Source organism: Pseudomonas sp. MS01C9, assembly GCF_058202755.1.
Map to the genome: position 1 here is coordinate 2,681,279 of NZ_CM177073.1, position 19,302 is coordinate 2,700,580.

The window sequence follows — 19,302 nt, forward strand, 5'->3', positions numbered from 1 at the left end:
TGTGAGAGGACACTCTCGTTTTTTTGTAGGAACAACCCCCCATCGCTGTCAGCAACACCCCCGTAGCTTTGCTGCGGTGCTCTGGCCTTTTTGATACGAGAGATTTCAAACCTCCTGCCGCGATTCCCTTGACGCTTCCCACTGCTGTCGTAGACTCCGCCCATCCGTCAGGGAGTAGCGGTTATGTTGCGTTTGGGTAGTTGGGTAATGGGATTGGCCTTCGTAGCGTGTGGCGTCCAGGCGCAGACGCCTGCAGCGGACGATCCGCTGCTGGAGAACAACGTCACCGCCAGTGCACCGGGTGGCAGCGAGGCGCGGGGGGTGCTTCGGGCGCGGGACCAGGCGGTACTGGCCAGCGAACTGGCCGGGCGTATTGTCGAACTGCCGTTCAGTGAGGGTGAGTCGTTCAAGAAGGGCGATACCCTGGCGCGTTTCGATTGTTCGGCCTATCAGGCCCAGCTCAATGCGGCCCAGGCGGCGAGCCGGGGAGCCAGTGAGGAACTGGCGCATAACCGGCAACTGGCGGCGCTGAAATCGGTGGGGCGTTTCGAAGTGTCGCGGGCTGAAGCCCGGGTCAGCGAGGCTCAGGCGCAGTCCCAGGTGTATCAGGTCCAGGTCAAGCGCTGCAGCGTGATCGCGCCGTTCGATGGCCAGGTGGTGTCGCGCAAGGTGCAGCGTTACGAAAGCGTGGCGGCCGGTGCGCCGTTGCTGGATGTGGTCGACAACCGCACCCTGGAAATCCATCTGCTGATTCCGTCGCGCTGGATGGGCAGGCTCAAGCCTGGCCAGTCGTTCACCTTCGTTCCCGATGAAACCGGCCAGCCGCTGCAAGCGACGGTCAAGCGCCTGGGGGCGCGCATCGACGAGGGCAGCCAGACCTTGCTGCTGGTGGCCAGCCTGCCCGATGCCAGCGGGCTGTTGTCCGGCATGAGCGGCACGGCGCGTTTCGCGGAGCTCAAGTGAACGCGCCGATGATGGGCAGCGCCGAGCAGGTGTTCGCCCGCTTTCTCGACCTGGAGCGCCAGACGCGAGCCGCGCGTACTGCGGCGCAATTGAGCTACAGCCTGGTCAACGATGGCCAGGCGCTGTTCGGGTTTCGTCATGCCGCGCTATTGATCGCGGGCAAGGTGCAGGCGGTGACGGGTGTCAGCGCCGTGGAGCCCAACGCGCCGTTCGTGGCGTTTGTCGAGCAGGCGGTGGCGCAGCTGTTCAAGCAGGGCCTGCTGGACCAGTCCCGGGTGATCGCCGCCGATGGGGTGAGCGAAGCCGTCCGGTCGGACTGGGCAAGCCTGTCGGCCGGACAGGTGTTCTGGTTGCCATTGATCGATCATCAGGGCCAGGTCTTCGGCGGATTGTGGCTGGCCCGTGACCTGCCATGGACTCCCCCCGAACAGGTACTGCTGTCCCAGCTGGGCGATACCTACAGCCATGCCTGGCTCGCGTTGCAACCGCGCAAACCCTGGCGCCTGCGTTGGACGCGCAAGCGCCAGGTCGCATTGGCGGCGGTGCTGTTGCTGGGGTTGCTGATTCCGGTGCGCCAGTCGGTATTGGCGCCGGCCGAGGTGGTGCCTCTGGGTGGACAGGTGGTGGCGGCGCCGCTGGATGGCGTGATCGCCGAGTTCCTGGTCAAGCCCAACCAGACCGTCAAGAACGGCGAGTTGCTGCTGCGCTTTGAAAGCACCAGCCTCAAGGCCCAGGCCGATGTGGCCGAGCGTGCCCTGGGCGTGGCCGAGGCAGAGCTCAAGGCCAATTCCCAACGCTCATTCGCCGATGCCGAATCGAGCTCCAAGATCGATCTGCTGGCCGCCCGCGTCGAACAGAAACGCGCCGAGCGCAACTATGCGGTCGAGTTGCTCAAGCGCAGCGAAGTGCGTGCCGGACGTGACGGCATTGCGGTCTTTCCCGATGCCGAGCGCTGGCTTGGCAAGCCCGTGCAGACCGGTGAGCGGTTGATGGAGATTGCCGACCCGAACCAGGCCGAGTTGCGTATCGAACTGGCGGTGGGCGATGCGATTGAATTGACCCCCGGTGCGCAGGTGGCGCTGTTTCTCGACAGCGATCCGTTGCAGCGGCACCTGGCCTGGCTGGAACGCTCGGCGTACGAAGCGCAACCCACCGCCGCCGGGCAACTGGCGTATCGCCTGGATGCGCGTTTCGATGCGACGGCGCCGCGTATCGGCCTGCGGGGCACGGCGAAGATCTTCGGTGACCGCGCGCCCCTGGCGCTGTACCTGTTGCGGCGGCCCCTGGCCGGCCTGCGCCAGAGCGTAGGCCTGTAGCATGAGCCTGCCGAGCCTGCGGCCGGACCTGCAGCTGTCCCCGGCGGCTCCGGACCCGGACGGGTCCCCTCAATGGACATTGGCCGATCCGGTGCGCGGTCGTTATTTCAAGCTCGGCGCGGCAGCGATGCGCATGCTGCGGCATTGGTCCCTGGGCGATCCGGAGCAGGTGCTGCACGCGGCGAATCGGGAGCCGGGCCTGCCGCTTACCCAGGAGTCGCTGGAGCAACTGCTGGGTTTTCTGCGCGGGCACGACCTGATCAGTGCGATGGATCCGCAACAGCGCGACAGCTACCTGTTCAAGCAGGTCGCCCAGCGCCAGAGCCTCTGGCAGATCCTGCTGCATCAGTACCTGTTTTTCCGCATCCCACTGTGGCGCCCGGATGCCTTTCTCAATCGGGCCTGGCCGTGGCTCGCGCGATTCGGTCCTGGCTTGCTGCGTTATGGCCTGCCCCTGACCCTGGGGCTGGGCATTTTCCTGGTCTCGCGGGACTGGCAGCGGTTCGTGGCGACCTTCCCGCATCTGTTCAGCCTCGGTGGTGCGCTGGCATTCGGCGTAGCGTTGTTGTTCGCCAAGCTGTGCCATGAGTTCGGCCATGCCTTCATGGCCAAGCGAGCCGGGTGTCGCGTGCAAAGCATGGGCGTGGCATTCATGGTGCTGCTGCCGATGTTCTATACCGACGTCAGCGATGCCTGGCGGATCAATGACCGCCGGGCCCGCTTGCTGATCGGTGCCGGCGGGGTCCTGGCGGAGTTGTTACTGGCGTGCATCGCATTGCTGGCCTGGTCGCTGTTGCCCGACGGGCCGGCGCGTACGGCGGCGTTCATGCTGGCCAGTGCCACCTGGATCACCACGCTTCTCATCAACCTGAACCCGTTCATGCGTTTCGACGGTTATTTCCTGCTCAGTGATTTCTGGGCTGTGGATAACCTCCAGGGCCGTGCGTTCGCCCTGTGCCGCTGGCGTCTGCGCGAAGCCTTGTTCGGTTACGGAGCGTCGGCGCCGGAACCCTGGTCGCCGAAGATGCGTCGTCGCTTGCTGGTGTGGGGGTACGGCGCCTGGTTGTGGCGGGCGGCGTTGTTCCTGGGTATCGCCCTGGCGGTCTATCACCTGTTCTTCAAGGTGCTGGGCATTTTCCTGATGATGGTGGAATTGGTGTGGTTCATTTTTATGCCCATCGTGAATGAATGGCGACAATGGTGGAGCCGTCGCGAACAGGCCCATGGTCCACGGGTGCTGCTGACCGGCCTGGTGTTGGCGGGGGTGGTCCTGCTGCTGTTGTTGCCATGGCGCAGCGCCGTGGAAGTGCCGGCCATGCTGGAGGCCGGTCGCACCAGTGCGTTGCATGCCCCGGTTGCGGCGCGGGTCAGGCAAGTGAATGTGCGCGATGGCCAGACGGTTGCCCAAGGCGATGTCCTGATTGAGCTGGAGTCGCCCGACATGGCCTCGCGCCTGACCATCGTGCGTCGGGAAATCGAAATCCAGCAGCTGCAGATGCGCCGCCAGGCCGGACGCAGCGAAACCGCCGCCGATGCCGGCATCGTCGAGCAGCAACTGGCCGAGGCGGTGGCCGAATACCGGGGCCTGGTCGCTCAGCGTGAGCGCCTGTCGTTGCGGGCGCCCCATGCCGGCCAGGTCCGCGATCTACTGCCGCAATTGACGGTGGGCCGCTGGCTGGCGCCCACCCAGGCGCTGGCGCGAGTGGTGCAGACCGATTCTCGATTGCGCGGATACCTGACCGAAGCCGAGCTCTGGCGGGTCGAGAGTGGCGCCACGGGGCGGTTCATCGCCGACGATCCAATGCATGGGTCGATTGCCGTGCGCCTGGATGAAATCGACACCAACGGTGCGGCCTGGGTCGAACAACAGGCTTTGACGTCCGACCATCACGGACCGATCGCTGTGCGGCGGGACTCGCAACAGCGGGCCGAGCCGGTGCAGGCGCAATACGGCGTACGCATGAGTGCCATCGAGGATACGAGCGCACCGGTACAACCCCTGCGCGGAGTGGCGGTGTTGCAGGGGCAAGGCGAGTCGGTGCTGGGTGCGGCCTGGCGTCGGTTGGCGGCGCTGGGGGTCAGGGAAAGTGGATTCTAGGAGCTGTGCGAAAAGTCTTGAAAGGAGCGGGCATGGAATCAGTAGCGGCAGAAGGACTGGTGGTACGGCCGTCGCGGGTCAGCGATGGGCCGTTTCTACAGGCGTTGTACCAGGCGGCGCGACCGGACCTGCAGTGGATCGATGGCGAGGCCGAGCAGGTGCAGCAGGTGATTGCCCAGCAGTACCAGGTACAGGAGCAGGGACTGGGAGAGCATTTCCCCGATGCCATGCATTACGTGGTGGAAAAGCTCGGTACCGCCATCGGCGCCTTGAGCACCGATTTCGGGCCCAACGAGATCCGAGTGCTGTACCTGGCTTTCATCCCCCAGGCTCGCGGCCAGGGTTACGGTCGTGCGGTGCTGCAGGGGGTGCAGAAAGCCGCGCAACAGATCCGCTGTCCCGTGGCGACGGTGGTCTGGACCAATAATCCCCACGCTCGTCGGCATTACCTGGCACTGGGTTTCGAAGTCCAGGAAAGCAACCTGGCGGCAGAACGTTTGGTCTGGTATCCGAAAGGCAGCTGAGCAGTTGCTGTCGACTGCGGGGCGAGCCTGCCGGTGATGAGGGTGGGCCGTTGGATATGGAGGCAAACTGACCCTCCGCCATCGCGGGCATGTTCGCTCCCGCAGGGCATCAGCCTCGTTCAGTTGAATGCGATGTGGAAGTAGCCCACCGTCGGATCCCGACCTGCAGCGGGTACCCTCGACACGAACACCCCTTCGAGCGTGCCCAGCCCGGGCATCTCCAGGTCACAGAGTCCATCCACGAACTCGGTGCTTTCCAGACTGTTGAGTTCCACGTTGAACGGCATCCGTTCGGCGTTCGGCATCCTGGCCCGGGGTGTTTCTTGCAGATGTTCGATCCGCACCGGCAAGCGACTGCCGTCCGGCAGGACCAGGCTTCGGGTCTGGCCCAGCAGCGGCTGGAAATGGTGGCTATGAACCTTTTGCAGCATGTCGTCACTCCACAAGGCCGGAGGGCCGTGGCCCTCCGGTGGGTCGTCAGTTGCGGGACGGGAAGATACCTTCGAGGGCGATGCTGAAGTTGATCGCCAGGAATGGGTTCATGATCGGCAGGGGCAAGCCGGCCCCGGCGGGAGAAACCGTACCGCTGACGGTCGTGCTCACGCCCTGCAGCGGCACCGGCGAGGCGCCTATCTGGTCGGAATAGATCGCCGCCGAACCTGGCCCTGTACCCGAAGTGCCGATGAATGAGTTGGTGGCCGTGGGTGTGTTTACCGGATTGCTGGCCGGGTTCGCCAGTTGCAGGGTGGTCGAGGCGGTAAGGCCGGTGAGTGCGTGGGTGTGGGCAGGCAGGTTGTTCAGCGTCGGGGTGACGTTTTCGGTGCCGGAGACCTCACCGATCACACGGGGAGTCAGGCCCAGGCCGTTGCCCATGCCCATGAGCATGCGCCCTTGCAGGTTGGGCAGCATGAAGGTGGTCTGGCCGTTGCCCCCGTAAGTCACGCCAAGCAAGGAAAACAGCGCCGAGTTTTGCGCGATGCCGATGGTCTGCCCGTTGCACAGCGCCCAGCCACGGGGGGCGAAATTAAAGGCGAACGGCTGGATGGTGCCCATGAATACTTCCATAAAATCCTCATCCCTCAGGTTATTGGTCTGGCGGTACCTGGCGGATACGACGAGTAAGATGCGATCAGTCCGACTCCTCACTTCCAGGCCTGGTCACGCACGGCTGAGCGTAGACGGGGATGTTTCGTTCTGCCGGAGCAAGGCGCTGAAAAAAGCGGCCGTGCGGCTTAAACGATTCAGGTTTGCCAGCGTTCCCTACCGTCCATCTTTTTTACGGTTTCAGGTGAATTTGATATCAAAGTACTACTAGGCGGCATTTGTTTCCTCGGCTACGCTTTGCGCTACAAAGGGACTACAAATGGTGAAGGGATTTGTCGCAGTTTCACTTTATCTCCGGCCTGCCACGCTCGGGCTCGACCCTCCTCTCCGCGATTCTGCTGCAGAATCCGCGTTTTCATGCCGGCATGACCAGTCCCGTCGGTTCACTGTTCAGTGGCGTCCTGCAGCAATGCAGCGCTGGCAGTGAGTTTGGTTCGGTGATCGACACCGAGCAGCGTCGGCGTCTGTTGCGTGGACTGTTCGACTCGTACTACGCCGACAAGGCCGACAAGCCTGTCATCTTCGATACCAACCGCCATTGGTGCGCCCGGCTGCCGGCCCTGCAGGATCTTTTCCCTCAGGCCAAGACCATCGCGTGCGTGCGCAATGTCGCCTGGATTCTCGACAGCCTGGAGCGGCTCTATCGCGCCAACCCGTTCGAGAACACCAAGCTGTTCAACGACGATGACGAGCGCAACACCGTCTACAGCCGCTGCGAAACCCTGGCCCAGCGTAATCGCCTGGTGGGGTTTGCCTGGACAGCGCTCAAGGAAGCCTATTACGGGGAAAACGCCGAATCGCTGCTGATCGTCGATTACGACCTGCTGAGCCAGGCCCCCGAGCGGGTGATGCGGCTGGTCTACGAATTCATCGGCGAGCCGTGGTTCGAGCACGATTTCAACCACTTGACCTACGACGCGCCGGCCTTCGACCAGGCCCTGGGCGTGGCCGGGCTGCACAAGGTCAAGCCCAGGGTCGCGCCGCAGGCCCGGCGTACGCTGCTGCCGCCGGATCTGTTTGAAAAGTATGCCGAGTTGTCGTTCTGGCGCGACGGGTCCGCCAGCGCTGCCAATGTCATTCGTGTGAAAACCGACGCCGCGATCAGCTGATCGCGGTTTTCTTCATTCGCGTATTCAAGAAGTTCGAGTCCAGGTGATCGTCATGTGGTGGAGCAAAGGTAAATCGCGGGTAACCGAGGGTGCACAGGCCCTGGCATCGCCAATGATCATGTCCCTGGAGCCGCGAATGCTGTTCGACGGCGCGGTGGCCGCCACCGTGGCCGACGCGGCGCAGCCGGACGCCCAGCCCACGGCCGAAGCCGCCAAGACGCCCACCGCCGACCAGTCGGCCGATAGCAGCCATGCGCCCCAGGGCCAGGTGGATGCCACCCAGGCCGCCGTTCCGGGCAAGTCAGTGGTGTTTGTCGATTCTCGGGTCAAGGATGCCGCCAACCTGCTGCAAGGCGTGGCGCCCGGCACCCAGGTGGTGCAGCTGGATGCCGGCAAGGATGGCCTGCAACAGATCGCCGATTACCTGGACACCCACCAGGGCATCAGCTCGGTGCAGATCATCGCCCACGGTAATGCCGGGGACTTGTGGCTGGGCAACAGCTACCTGTCGGCGGATAACGTCCAGGCCCGCAGCGAAGTGCTGGCGCAGATCGGCCAGGACATGAATGTTGGCGGCGATATCCTGATCTATGGCTGCTACACCGCCGAAGGTGATCGCGGCCTGAGCCTGGTGGATTCCCTGGCGCAGTTGACCGGCCGCGACGTGGCGGCATCCAACGACCGCACGGGCCTGGGCGGTGACTGGGACCTGGAAATCGCCACCGGCAACATCGAAAGCGCCAATGTGCTGTCGGCCAAGGCCATGAGCGAATACCAGTGGGGCCTGGCCACCTGGACCGCCACCAACAACGCCAATTCCGGCGTGGGCTCCTTGCGCGCGGCCTTGGGTTCTGCGCAGAACGGCGACATCGTCACCTTCAACAGCAGCATGACCGTCGCCCTGACCCAGGTACTGGTGGTGAACAGGAACGTCACCATCGATGGCGACCTCAACAATGACAACGTTGCCGATGTCACCCTGGATGGCCAGTTCCGTACCCAGGTCATCAGCGTGACGTCTGGTACCACGGCCACCCTCGACGGCCTGGTGATTACCCGTGGCATCGTCTCGGGCAATGGTGGTAATGGCGGCGACGATGCGCTGGTGGCCAAGGGCGGCGGGATCTACAACGCCGGCACCTTGACCCTGCGTAACGTCACGGTCACTGCCAACGTGGCGGCAGGCGGCGGTGGCGGTGGCGGTGTGACGCCGGAATACGCCGGTGGCGGCGGCGGTGGCGGCGGCGCGGTCGGCGGAGGGATCGGCGGTCGCGGTGGCGATACGCTCAATTCCTCGGGCTCCCTTGGCTCGACCAACCAGGGCGGTGCCGGTGGTGGCTTCTTCAATATCGGCGGCCGTGGCGGCTCTTCTACCGGCGGTGCCGGCGGCGCTGCCTATCCCGGCTACAGCACCGGTTCTGCCGGTGGCTCGGCCTCCAGCGCCGGGTTGTCCATTGGTGGTGGTGGCGGCGGCGACGGTTATAACGACATCGGCGGTGCCGGCGGTGGCGCGGTCGGCGGTATCTACAACGACACCGGCGCGACCCTGCGGATCATCGGCAACTCGGTCATCTCCAACAACGTCGGCGCAGGCGGCGGTGGTGGCGGTGGTGGTGCCGGCGGGGGCTACACCCAGGCGGGCGGCGCGGGCGGCGTCGGTGTCGGCGCGATCTGGAACAGGGGGGCGGTGCTGATCACCGCTGCCAACTTCGCGGCGATGAGCGGCAACGCCGGCGGCAGCGGCATTGGCGGGACGAGTGCCGGCACGGCCGGTGTTACTCCGGCGTCGGTGGCCAATGTCTATGGCGACGGCGGTACCATCAATACCAACTATGTACCGGACGAAACCCCACCTACCGCGACCATCGTGGTCGCTAACACCAGCTTGAACTCCGGCGCCACGTCGCTGGTGACCATCACCTTCTCCGAAGCCGTGACGGGCCTGAGCGCCTCGGACCTGACGGTGCAGAACGGCTCCATCGGTACGCTGACCAGCGGCGACGGCGGTGTCACCTGGACCGGCACCCTGACCGCGGCCAGCAACATCACCGATACCACCAACCTCATCACCCTGAACAACACCGGGGTCTCGGACCTGGCCGGCAACGCCGGCGTGGGCACCACCGATTCGAACAACTACGCGGTCAACGACACCGTGCTTCCCACCGCTTCCATCGTGGTGTCCGACACCGCACTCAGGGCCGGTGAAACCTCCCTGGTGACCATCACCTTCAGCGAAGCGGTAACCGGTCTCACCACGGCCGACCTGACGGTCGCCAACGGCACGCTCACCGGCCTGAGCAGTGCCGACGGCGGTATCACCTGGACGGCCACCCTGACCCCCGACGCCAGCGTCACCGACACCAGCAACCTGGTGACCCTGGACAATACCGGCGTTGCCGACCTGTCCGGCAACGCGGGTACGGGAACGACCAACTCGAACAACTATGCCATCGACACCGCCCGTCCAACCGCCACTATCGTGGTGACGGATACAGCGCTGAGCGTCGGTGAAACTTCCCTGGTGACCATTACCTTCAGCGAGGCCGTGACCGGCTTCACCACCGCCGACCTGACCGTCGCCAACGGCACGATAACCGGCCTGAGCAGCAGCGATGGCGGCATCACCTGGACCGGGACATTGACCCCGAGCGCCAGCATCAGCGACACCACTAACCTGGTCTCGTTGAACAGTGGCAGCATTGCCGACCTGTCCGGAAACGTGAATACCGGCACGACCGATTCCAACAACTATGCGATCGATACGCTGCGCCCGACGGCTACCATCGTGGTGGCCGATACGGCGCTGAGCGCCGGCGAAACGTCCCTGGTGACCATCACCTTCAGCGAGGCCGTGACCGGTTTCACCCTGGCGGACCTGACCGTTGCCAACGGCTCCCTGAGTGGCCTGAGCAGCAGCGATGGCGGCATCACCTGGACCGCTACCCTGACGCCGAGCTCCAGTATCAGCGACGCGACCAACCTGGTCGTGCTGGCCAATACCGGGGTGCTGGACCTGGCAGGCAACGCCGGCACCGGTACCACCAGCTCCAACAACTATGCCGTCGACACCCAGCGTCCGACCGCTACCATCGTCGTGGCCGACAACGCCTTGAGGATCGGCGAAACCTCCCTGGTGACCATCACCTTCAACGAAGCCGTGACCGGCTTCACCGCCGCCGACCTGACGGTCACCAACGGCACGCTCATCGGCTTGAGCAGCGGCGATGGCGGCATTACCTGGACCGCGACCTTCACGCCGGCGACCAACATCACGGACACCTCCAACCTCATCACCCTGGACAACACCGGTGTGAGCGATGCGGCGGGCAACGCCGGCAGCGGAACCACCGACTCCAACAACTACGCCATCGACACCCAGCGACCCACCGCAAGCATCGTGGTGGCCGACAACACCCTGGGCGCGGGCGAAACCTCGGTGGTCACCATCACGTTCAGCGAGGCGGTGACCGGTTTCACCCTGGCGGACCTGACCGTTGCCAACGGCAGCCTGAGCGGGCTGAGCACCAGCGACAACATCACCTACACCGCCACTTTCACACCGTCGGTCGGTGTTTCCGACGCCAGCAACCTGATTACCCTGGGCAACTCCGGCGTCACGGACGTGGCGGGCAACGCCGGCAGCGGCAGCACCGATTCCAACAACTACGTCGTCGATACGCTGCGTCCCACCGCCACCATCGTGGTTGCGGACACCTCGCTGAGTGTCGGCGAAACCTCGCTGGTGACCATCACCTTCAGCGAGGCGGTAAGCGGCTTCGACAATTCGGACCTGACCGTGACCAACGGTACCCTGAGCGCGGTCAGCAGCAGCGACGGCGGCATCACCTGGACCGCCACCTTCACGCCCGCCCTCGGGGTCGTCGACGCCAGCAACGTCATCGTACTGGCCAATACCGGCGTCAGCGACGCGGCGGGCAACACCGGTACCGGTACCACCAATTCGAACAACTACCAGGTCGACACCAACGTGCCGACGGCGACCGTGGTCATCGCCGACTCGTCGCTGAGCATCGGTGAAACCACGACGGTGACCATCACCTTCAATGAAGCGGTGAATGGGTTCGACAACAGCGACCTGACGATCCGCAACGGGACGCTGAGCAATGTCTCGTCCATCGATGGAGGCGTTACCTGGACGGCGACATTCACCCCGAGTGTCGGTATCTCCGATACCAGCAACGTCATCACCCTGGACAACACCGGCGTGCGCAATGGCGCGAACAACGCCGGCGTGGGCACCACCGACTCCAACAACTATGCGGTCGATACCGTGCGTCCCACCGCGACCATCGTGGTGGCCGACACGGCCATCGCCGCTGGCGAAACCTCGCTGGTGACCATCACCTTCAGCGAGGCGGTGGCCGGCTTCACCAGCGCCGACCTGACAGTCGCCAACGGCACGCTCACCGGGCTGAGCACCAGCGATGGCGGCATTACCTGGACCGCCACCTTCACACCCACCAACGGGGTCACCGACACCAGCAACATCATCACCCTCGCCAATGGCGGCATTGCCGACCTGGCGGGCAACGTCGGCAGCGGCACGACCAATTCCAACAGCTACAGTGTCGACAGCCTTCGCCCCACGGCCACTGTCGTGCTGAGCGACTCGACGCTGAGGCCCGGGGAAACCGCCCAGGTGACTATCACCTTCAGTGAGGCGGTGACGGGCTTGAGCAATGACGACCTGAGCGTTGCCAACGGTACCCTGAGTGCCGTCAGCAGCAGCGACGGCGGTCTGACCTGGACGGCTACCTTCACACCGACGGTGGGTGTGAGCGATGCCACCAACCTCATCACCCTGGACAACAGCGGGGTGAGCGACGCCGCCGGCAACGCCGGGGCCGGTACGACCAATTCGGCCAACTATGCAGTCGAGACCCGACTGCCTACCGCTACGGTCGTCGTGGCTGACAATGCCCTCAAGGCCGGGGAGACGTCGTTGGTGACCATCACGTTCTCGGAGGCGGTGAGCGGTTTCGACAACAGCGACCTGAGCGTGAGCAACGGCACCTTGAGCAACGTGTCATCGACCGACGGCGGCGTGACCTGGACGGCCACCTTCACGCCGGGCACCAATGTCAGCGACACCAGCAACCTCATCAGCCTGGACACCAGCGGCGTGACCAACGTGTCGGGCAACAGTGGTGCTGGCGTGGTGGACTCCAATAACTATGCGATCGACACCGTGCGTCCGGGCGCGACCATCGTGGTGAGCGACAGCACCCTGGGCATCGGCCAGACCACCACCGTGACCATCAGCTTCACCGAGGCGGTGACCGGGTTCGATCTGTCGGACCTCAGCGTCGCCAACGGTGTGCTGTCCAACCTGGCCAGCAGCGATGGCGGCCTGACCTGGACCGCGACCCTGACGCCGACGGCGGGTGTCAGCGACACCACCAACCTGATCCTGCTGGACGCCAGCACCGTGCAGGATGTCGCTGGCAACGCGGGGGTTGGCATTGCCATCTCCGGCAACTACGCACTCGACGCCACCCGGCCGACCGCGACCATCGTCGTTGCCAACCCGAGCCTGGGTGTTGGCCAGACTACCCAGGTGACCTTCACCTTCAGCGAGGCGGTGACCGATTTCGACCTGTCGGACCTCAGCGTCACCAACGGTGAACTGAGCAACCTGACCACCACCGACGGTGGCAGGACCTGGACCGCGACGTTCACCCCGACGGTGAACCTGACCGATCCGAGCAACTTCATCGCCCTGGACACCAGCAACGTCACCGACCTGGCGGGTAACGCCGGATCCAGCGTGGCGGTGTCCAACAACTATGCCATCGACACCGTGGTGCCCAACGACGTGAAGCCGCCGCCGGAATTCCTGACGACGGATCCCGTGACGGTCATCCCGGTCTCCGAGGTGCCGTTGCAGCCGATAGTCTTCACACCGCCAACGGGGGACCTGGGTTCGCCGCTGGGCTTCCCGCCTTTGTTCGAACAACGGGACGTGGGCGGCGGCCTGCGGCCCATCGGCGATATCTTCATCAACCGTGGGGCGCTGGCGCCAAGCTACATCGCCCAGGTCTTCGGCAACGATGCTACGGGTGACGGTTCGGGCCAGGGCTTCCTCGGTTTTGGCGGAGGGGATGGCGGAGTCTTTGGCAGCAGCACCCTGTCGAGCCTGTTCAACCAGGATTCGGGGGCCGAAGGCGAGTCGATGGACGCCTTCGACGACCGCTCCATGCAGGGCGGTGATGTGTCCCAGGGCGTGCGAGGGGTATTTGGCGCTCCGACCCTGGGTCAGCAGCTGCAGCAGATCAAAGACACTGAACAGCGTCAGGTCGACAGCCTGGCGAAGGCTTTGCAACAGGTCGGCATCAGCCAGGTACCGGCCTGAACAACTTAAAAAAATGAGCGGCAGCCAGGGGCAATCCAGGGAATGAATAGAAGTCAGAAGTTATTCGGTATGAGTCTGCTGGCATTGGTGGTCAGCGGGTGTGCGGTGACCAGCGAGCCGATCGATCGCAGTGTCAGCGAGGAACGCGCCAGGACCGATCGGCAGAATATGTACAAGGATCAGGAGCCTCTCAACGGCCCGTTGACCTTGCACCAGGCCATGGCCCGGGCGGTGAAGTACAACCTGGAAGGCCGATTGAAGGTCATGGAGGAGGCCCTGGCCAAGCGACAGCTGGACCTGGCCAGTTTCGACATGCTGCCGCGCATGGCCCTGGACGCCGGCTACGTAGGGCGCAATAACGTCAACGCCTCCAGCAGCCAGAGCGTGGAGACCGGTACCCAGTCCCTGGAGCCGTCGACTTCCCAGGACCGCGATCGCGAAGTGGCCGACCTCACCATGGTCTGGAACGTGCTCGATTTTGGCGTCAGCTACATCAGCGCCAAGCAGGCCGGCGACCAGCGCCTGATCGTGCAGGAGCGCCGGCGCAAGGTGATCAACACCATCGTCCAGGACGTGCGTTCGGCCTATTGGCGCGCCATGGCTGCCGAGCGCCTGCTCAAGCAGATCGACAGCCTGATGGCTCGGGTGGAGGCTGCGCGCAACAACAGCCAGAGCATGAGCGAACAGCGCATCGGTGACCCGGTGCAGGCCCTGGGGTACCAGCGTTCGCTGATCCAGGCGACTCGCCAGCTCGAAGAACAACGGCGGGCGTTGTCCCTGGCCAAGACCGAACTGGCGACCCTGATCAATCTGCCGCTGGGCACCGAACTGACCCTGGCAACTCCGGATCAGTACGAGATCCCCGAACTCAAGGTCGACATGGCCCGGCTGGAACAGGAAGCCCTGGCCAGCCGTCCTGAACTGCGCGAGCAGGATTACCAGACGCGCATTACCGCTGCCGAGACCCGCAAGGCCATGCTGCGCCTGTTGCCGGGGCTGGAGTTCTCCGCGGGCGGGCACTACGACAGCAACTCGTTTCTGGTGGAGCAGGGCTGGGCAGACTATGGCGTGAAGGTCACCTGGAACCTGTTCAATGTGATCTCCGCCCCGGCGGCCATCGATGTGGCCAAGGCCGGTGAAGAAGTGGCGGCGGCGCGGCGTCAGGCCATGTCGATCGCCGTGCTGGCGCAACTGTATGTCGCCAATGCCAACTACCGCGATGCACTGCGTCAGTTCAAGACCAACCAGCAACTGTCGGATATCGATGGACAAATCGTCGGGCAGTTGCGCAGCCGTCATCAGGCCGCCGGCATCGGCGAGCTGGACCTGATCCAGGGTGAGCTCAACACCTTGCAGGCCGATCTGCGGCGGGACCTGTCCTATGCCGATCTGCGCAACGCCTATGGCCAGATCTTCGCCAGTGCCGGTCTCGACCCGTTGCCTGACGAAGTACAGTCGACCCAGGTGCAGTCGATCGCCACGGCGCTGGCCAACCGTGAAGCGGCCTGGGCCCAGGGCGATATCACGGTGCCAAGGACGGCGGCAGCGCACTGACAGGTAGCGTCATGGCGCGCCCGGCTTTTTCCCGGCTGCCGGTGGCCGTGAACCTGCCCTTGCTGTTGCAAGCGTTGGCGGCCATTGAGGAAGAGCGCTGGCAGGGGCATTTCAACAGCGCCTATTACAAGGGTGACTGGAGCGGCGTGGCGCTGATTTCAGCGGCCGATGCCCTGACCGAACTGGCGCCCGGCCGTGGCCAGCCCTTGTGTCGCCTGCCTTGGTCAAGGGATGGACGCTGGCAGGAGGCGTTGCGTGACTGGCCCCTGGACATCGCCGCGGCCCGGCTGTTGCGCCTGGGGCCCGGCGCACAGATCCATGAACACCGTGACTACGATCTGGGTGGGCCGGACGGCGACCTGCGCCTGCACGTGCCGTTGCTCAGTCCGCCTGAAGTGGACTTCTGGCTGGATGGACAACGTATCCCCATGACCGCCGGTGAGTGCTGGTATCTCGATTTGTCACGACCCCATCGCGTCGACAATCGAGATACGCTGCCACGCGTTCATCTGGTACTCGACTGCCGGCCTGGCCCCTGGCTGGAACAGCTGATATGCGAAGGGCTGCCCACCACGCCGGCCGCTCGCGGCGGGCAGAGCGATTTCATGCGTTTTCAACGGCAAGTGGAAGCCGATCCCCAACTCGCCCGTACCTTGCAGGGCCTGCAGGAGGTGGAGGCCTTCATCGACTGCGCCTTGGAGGCGGGGGCCCGGCAGGGGCTGCATTTCACTCGCGAGGAACTGCGCACGGCCATGCGCGACGGACGTCGCCAATGGAGTGAGCAATGGAAGGCTTGAACCTGGAGGGTTGGCTGCCGATCCGCGTGTGGCAGGAGGGCGGGCAGTGGCGGGTCGATTGGTGCTGGTTCGGTGACCGACGGTTGTCGCAACCGTTTTTCGGCGACGCGGTGGAAGATGCCCTACGCCTGCCCTTCAACCAGGCGTTTCGTCGCCAGACGCCCTTGGGCAGCCTTGAGCATTGGCAACGGCAAAGCCCTGGCCTTGAACCCGACGTGTTCATTTTCCATGCCTCGCGCTGTGGCTCGACTTTGATCAGCCAGATGCTGGCGCAACTGGACGACCATATCGTCATCTGCGAAGCGCCGCCCCTGGACAGCCTGCTGCGTAGCGACTTGCCCCACACCGAACGCTGTGCGGCACTCAAGGGGCTGCTTTCGGCTTATGGACAACGCCGCCGAGGTGTCGAGCGACGCCTGGTGATCAAGCTCGACGCCTGGAATATCGGTGAGTTGCCGTTGTTGCGCCAGTGCTTCGCCGATACGCCTTGGCTGTTCGTGTACCGCGATCCCGTGGAGATCGCCGTCTCCCATCTGCGTCGTCCCGGCATGCACATGGTCCCGGGGATGATCGGCGCCAGCGTGCTGGACGATGGGCGGCCCTTCGCAGGCTCCGAGGACTTCGTTTCGCGTCGGCTGGGACGGCTATTGCAAGCGGGGCTGGAGCATTGCCAGGCCTTTTCCGGCAGACCGGTCAACTACAGCGAGCTGCCCGAGGCGATGGCGGGCAGGCTGGCGACGCTTTTTTGCCTCGATGAGGCCCAGTCCCGGCAAGCGTTCAGCGCGGCGGGGCGGCATGCCAAGCAGCCGGTGCAGGCATTTACCGGCGACAGCGAGGACAAGCGCCGGGAGGCTTCGCCGATGCTGCGTGAACGTGTGCTGCAATGGGCCCATGGGCCGTATGAAGCCCTGGAAGCGCTGCGCAGCCAACGGACAGACTGATCAGGGTTTGGTCGGCGACAAATCCGCCATTCCCTTGAGCAATTCGATGGGCAACGGAAAAACGATGGTGGAGCTTTTGTCTCCGGCAATGGAACTGAGCGTCTGCATGTAGCGCAGTTGCATGGCGCCTGGCTGGCGCCCGAGCATTTCAGCGGCCTGCATGAGCTTCTCCGACGCCTGCAGTTCGCCTTCGGCGTGGATCACCTTGGCTCGTCGCTCCCGTTCGGCCTCGGCCTGCCGGGCGATGGCGCGGATCATCGATTCATTGAGGTCCACATGCTTGATCTCGACGTTCGCCACCTTGATGCCCCAGGCATCGGTCTGGGCGTCCAGCACTTGCTGGATGTCGCCGTTCAATTGCTCGCGTTCGGCCAGCAGCTGGTCCAGGTCGTGCTTGCCGAGGACGGCGCGCAGGGTGGTCTGCGCCAATTGACTGGTGGCCATGAGGTAGTTTTCCACCTGGATGATTGCCTTCTGCGGGTCGAGGACGCGGAAATACAACACCGCATTGACCTTCACCGAGACGTTGTCGCGGGTGATCACGTCCTGGGGCGGTACGTCGAGCACGATGGTGCGCAGGTCGACACGAATCATCTGCTGTACCACCGGGATCAGCAGGATCAGCCCCGGTCCCTTGACCTGCCAGAAGCGCCCGAGCTGGAACACCACCGCGCGTTCATACTCACGCAGGATCCGGAATGTCGACGCCGCCAGTGCGATCAGTATCAGCAGCAGTAGTGCAAAACCGATTTGCATACCCATCTCATGCTCCTTGTGAATCAGCGGGGGCCACTTCCAGCAACAGGCCCTTGCGGGCGGTCACCCGCACGGCTTGCCCAGCTCGCATCGGTGTCGCGCATGCCACCTGCCAGCGCTCGCCTTCCAGCCAGACCCAGCCATGGTGAGGGTTGCCGGCCTGGAGCCCGGTGATCGTGGTGACGCTCCCCAACAAGGCGGCATCGCCGCTGACGGCCCGGCGCGGCCGGGTTTTCAAGGCGCGAATCAGCAGGGCGACCAGCAACAAGCCGCTGGCCAGGCCCAGTCCGATCATCAAGGGAGCAGGCACATGGGTATCGGTCAGGATGATTGCGCCGACGACACACAAAATGATGCCGCCCAGCCCGGCGACGCCGTAGTTGGGCAAGGCTGCCTCGGCGATCAGCAATCCCACGCCCAGGGCAATCAGCCAGAAACCCAAGGTGTCGGCAGCGGCTAGCGTAAAGCCTTCGCTTGCGAGGGCCGGACCGCCCAGGGTCAGTAGCAGTGCGACCGTCAAGCCGCGAATGTTCACTGGAACCTCCGCATTGCATGCGTGGTGACGTTACCTTGAGTCTAGTCGAGCCGGGGGCTGAATGAATTTTGATCAGTTCGACGGTGATGCAACGGGCTAGACTCTGTACGGAAAGTCTTGAAACGTGAGGCACGTTTTCAACGCAACATGAACGAGTATCAAGGCTTTTCGTACAGCGCCTAGACTGTAGAAACCCAGCCATCCGCCTACGCCAGGAGCCCCCATGGAAAACCCGATCCACACCCTTCCGGCGCTGTTCAAGCAACTGGGCCTGCCGGATGATGCCGAGAGCATCGATAAATTCATCGCCAGCCATTCGCCCCTCAAGCCTGGCCTGCATCTGGCGGACGCCTTTTTCTGGAGCGAGGGCCAGCGGCAGCTGCTGCGGGCCGAAATCCTCGAAGACGCGGATTGGGCGGTGGTGGTGGATCAACTGGATGTGTTTCTGCGCAAAGGACGAAACGAATGATGCGGCGTGTTGGCCCTCTGGCCGGCTTAGGTTGGCGTGGCTGAGCGCGTGCGTTATTTCAAAATAGAATTAATAAATAGCTTCTTATTCCTTAGCTTATATAACACTCCTCCCTATACTCCTCCGTGAACAGACACGCAGGAGAGCACCCATGCGCAACGAATCGATTCGCTACCTGATCGTGCCAGGCTGGCAAGGATCGCCGGAAAATCATTGGCAGACTCACTGGCACAACAGCTTGCCCAACAGTGCCCGGGTCGAGCAGGCCGACTGGCTGACACCGCGGCGCGAAGACTGGGTCGCCGCCCTGGCCGAGGCCATTGCCGCCGATAGCACACCGGTGATCCTCATCGCCCACAGCCTGGGTTGCATCACCGTTGCCCATTGGGCCGCCACTGCGCCGTTGCAATTGCTGCGGCAGGTGCGTGGTGCATTGCTGGTGGCACCGGCGGATGTGGAGCGCCCGAGCTGCGCGCCGGCATTGCGCAATTTCGCGCCGATTCCCCGCGGACTGTTGCCGTTCCCAAGCCAGGTAGTCAGTTCCGACAACGACGAGGCGGTGAGCGCGCCGCGTGCCTTGGAGCTGGCGCGCCACTGGGGCGCCGAGGCCGGAATCCTGGCCGGGGCGGGGCATATCAATGTGAAGTCCGGCCACCAGCGTTGGGAGCAGGGGTTCGCGTATCTCTATCGCCTGCAAAGCCGAATGCAGCATCACGCACTGCGTCGAGCCTGAATCACCTTTTGTCAGTGCCCTTGCGTC

The 19,302-nt window shown here is 64.1% G+C and carries 15 protein-coding genes; 11 read left to right on the forward strand and 4 right to left on the reverse strand.

The genetic code is table 11. The features are described 5' to 3' along the window. The first annotated feature begins 183 nt into the window (after positions 1-183). Genes AC1M7R_RS12300 through AC1M7R_RS12315 form a run of 4 tightly spaced genes read left to right on the forward strand, consistent with a single transcriptional unit; the run spans position 184 to position 4,901 of the window. Positions 184-963, forward strand: coding sequence for an efflux RND transporter periplasmic adaptor subunit (locus tag AC1M7R_RS12300; protein ID WP_072397629.1), 780 nt, complete (start codon positions 184-186; stop codon positions 961-963). Then, entirely contained in the window at positions 960-2,279 is a 1,320-nt protein-coding gene (locus tag AC1M7R_RS12305) for an efflux RND transporter periplasmic adaptor subunit (protein ID WP_072431787.1), read from the forward strand. Before AC1M7R_RS12300 ends, AC1M7R_RS12305 begins: the two co-directional genes overlap by 4 nt. A 1-nt stretch (position 2,280) precedes the next feature. After that, positions 2,281-4,377 (forward strand): site-2 protease family protein, encoded by a 2,097-nt coding sequence (locus AC1M7R_RS12310; protein ID WP_072397633.1) that lies wholly within the window; start codon positions 2,281-2,283, stop codon positions 4,375-4,377. Between the two features lie 32 nt (positions 4,378-4,409). Beyond that, positions 4,410-4,901, forward strand: coding sequence for a GNAT family N-acetyltransferase (locus AC1M7R_RS12315; protein ID WP_072397635.1), 492 nt, complete (start codon positions 4,410-4,412; stop codon positions 4,899-4,901). Positions 4,902-5,020: 119 nt separating this feature from the next. On the opposite strand, the gene AC1M7R_RS12320 is transcribed toward AC1M7R_RS12315, so the two are convergent. Together AC1M7R_RS12320 and AC1M7R_RS12325 are read right to left on the reverse strand one after the other, a co-directional pair. Next, positions 5,021-5,332 (reverse strand): DUF6916 family protein, encoded by a 312-nt coding sequence (locus tag AC1M7R_RS12320; RefSeq protein WP_072397637.1) that lies wholly within the window; start codon positions 5,330-5,332, stop codon positions 5,021-5,023. Positions 5,333-5,378: 46 nt separating this feature from the next. Next, entirely contained in the window at positions 5,379-5,966 is a 588-nt protein-coding gene (locus tag AC1M7R_RS12325) for a phage tail protein (protein ID WP_072397639.1), read from the reverse strand. Between the two features lie 311 nt (positions 5,967-6,277). Here AC1M7R_RS12325 and AC1M7R_RS12330 point away from each other — a divergent pair, with 311 nt between their 5' ends. Genes AC1M7R_RS12330 through AC1M7R_RS12350 form a run of 5 tightly spaced genes read left to right on the forward strand, consistent with a single transcriptional unit; the run spans position 6,278 to position 16,782 of the window. Next, positions 6,278-7,114 carry a sulfotransferase family protein gene (locus tag AC1M7R_RS12330; RefSeq protein WP_053148110.1) on the forward strand — a complete coding sequence of 279 codons (837 nt, stop codon included), beginning with the start codon at positions 6,278-6,280 and terminating at the stop codon, positions 7,112-7,114. 52 nt (positions 7,115-7,166) lie between these two features. Next, positions 7,167-13,490 (forward strand): Ig-like domain-containing protein, encoded by a 6,324-nt coding sequence (locus AC1M7R_RS12335; RefSeq protein ID WP_490610434.1) that lies wholly within the window; start codon positions 7,167-7,169, stop codon positions 13,488-13,490. A gap of 42 nt (positions 13,491-13,532) precedes the next feature. Then, positions 13,533-15,044, forward strand: a complete 1,512-nt coding sequence (locus tag AC1M7R_RS12340) for a TolC family protein (RefSeq protein ID WP_072397643.1) — start codon at positions 13,533-13,535, stop codon at positions 15,042-15,044. Positions 15,045-15,055: 11 nt separating this feature from the next. Further along, positions 15,056-15,841, forward strand: a complete 786-nt coding sequence (locus AC1M7R_RS12345) for an aspartyl/asparaginyl beta-hydroxylase domain-containing protein (RefSeq protein ID WP_072397645.1) — start codon at positions 15,056-15,058, stop codon at positions 15,839-15,841. Then, the gene (locus AC1M7R_RS12350) at positions 15,829-16,782 is read left to right on the forward strand and encodes a sulfotransferase family protein (protein ID WP_072397647.1); all 954 of its coding nucleotides are present in this window, start codon (positions 15,829-15,831) and stop codon (positions 16,780-16,782) included. Before AC1M7R_RS12345 ends, AC1M7R_RS12350 begins: the two co-directional genes overlap by 13 nt. Here AC1M7R_RS12350 and AC1M7R_RS12355 read toward each other — a convergent pair whose 3' ends face one another. Beyond that, positions 16,783-17,544: a slipin family protein gene (locus AC1M7R_RS12355; RefSeq protein ID WP_072397649.1), complete on the reverse strand. Its 762-nt coding sequence runs from the start codon at positions 17,542-17,544 to the stop codon at positions 16,783-16,785. Between the two features lies 1 nt (position 17,545). Further along, a complete protein-coding gene (locus tag AC1M7R_RS12360) occupies positions 17,546-18,073 on the reverse strand; it encodes an NfeD family protein (protein WP_076405765.1) in 528 nt (175 codons plus the stop codon). 223 nt (positions 18,074-18,296) lie between these two features. Between AC1M7R_RS12360 and AC1M7R_RS12365 the strand changes: the two genes are divergently transcribed. Further along, positions 18,297-18,542, forward strand: coding sequence for a DUF2789 domain-containing protein (locus AC1M7R_RS12365; RefSeq protein ID WP_490610435.1), 246 nt, complete (start codon positions 18,297-18,299; stop codon positions 18,540-18,542). A gap of 151 nt (positions 18,543-18,693) precedes the next feature. Next, positions 18,694-19,275 carry an alpha/beta hydrolase gene (locus AC1M7R_RS12370; RefSeq protein WP_490610436.1) on the forward strand — a complete coding sequence of 194 codons (582 nt, stop codon included), beginning with the start codon at positions 18,694-18,696 and terminating at the stop codon, positions 19,273-19,275. Positions 19,276-19,302: the final 27 nt, after the last annotated feature.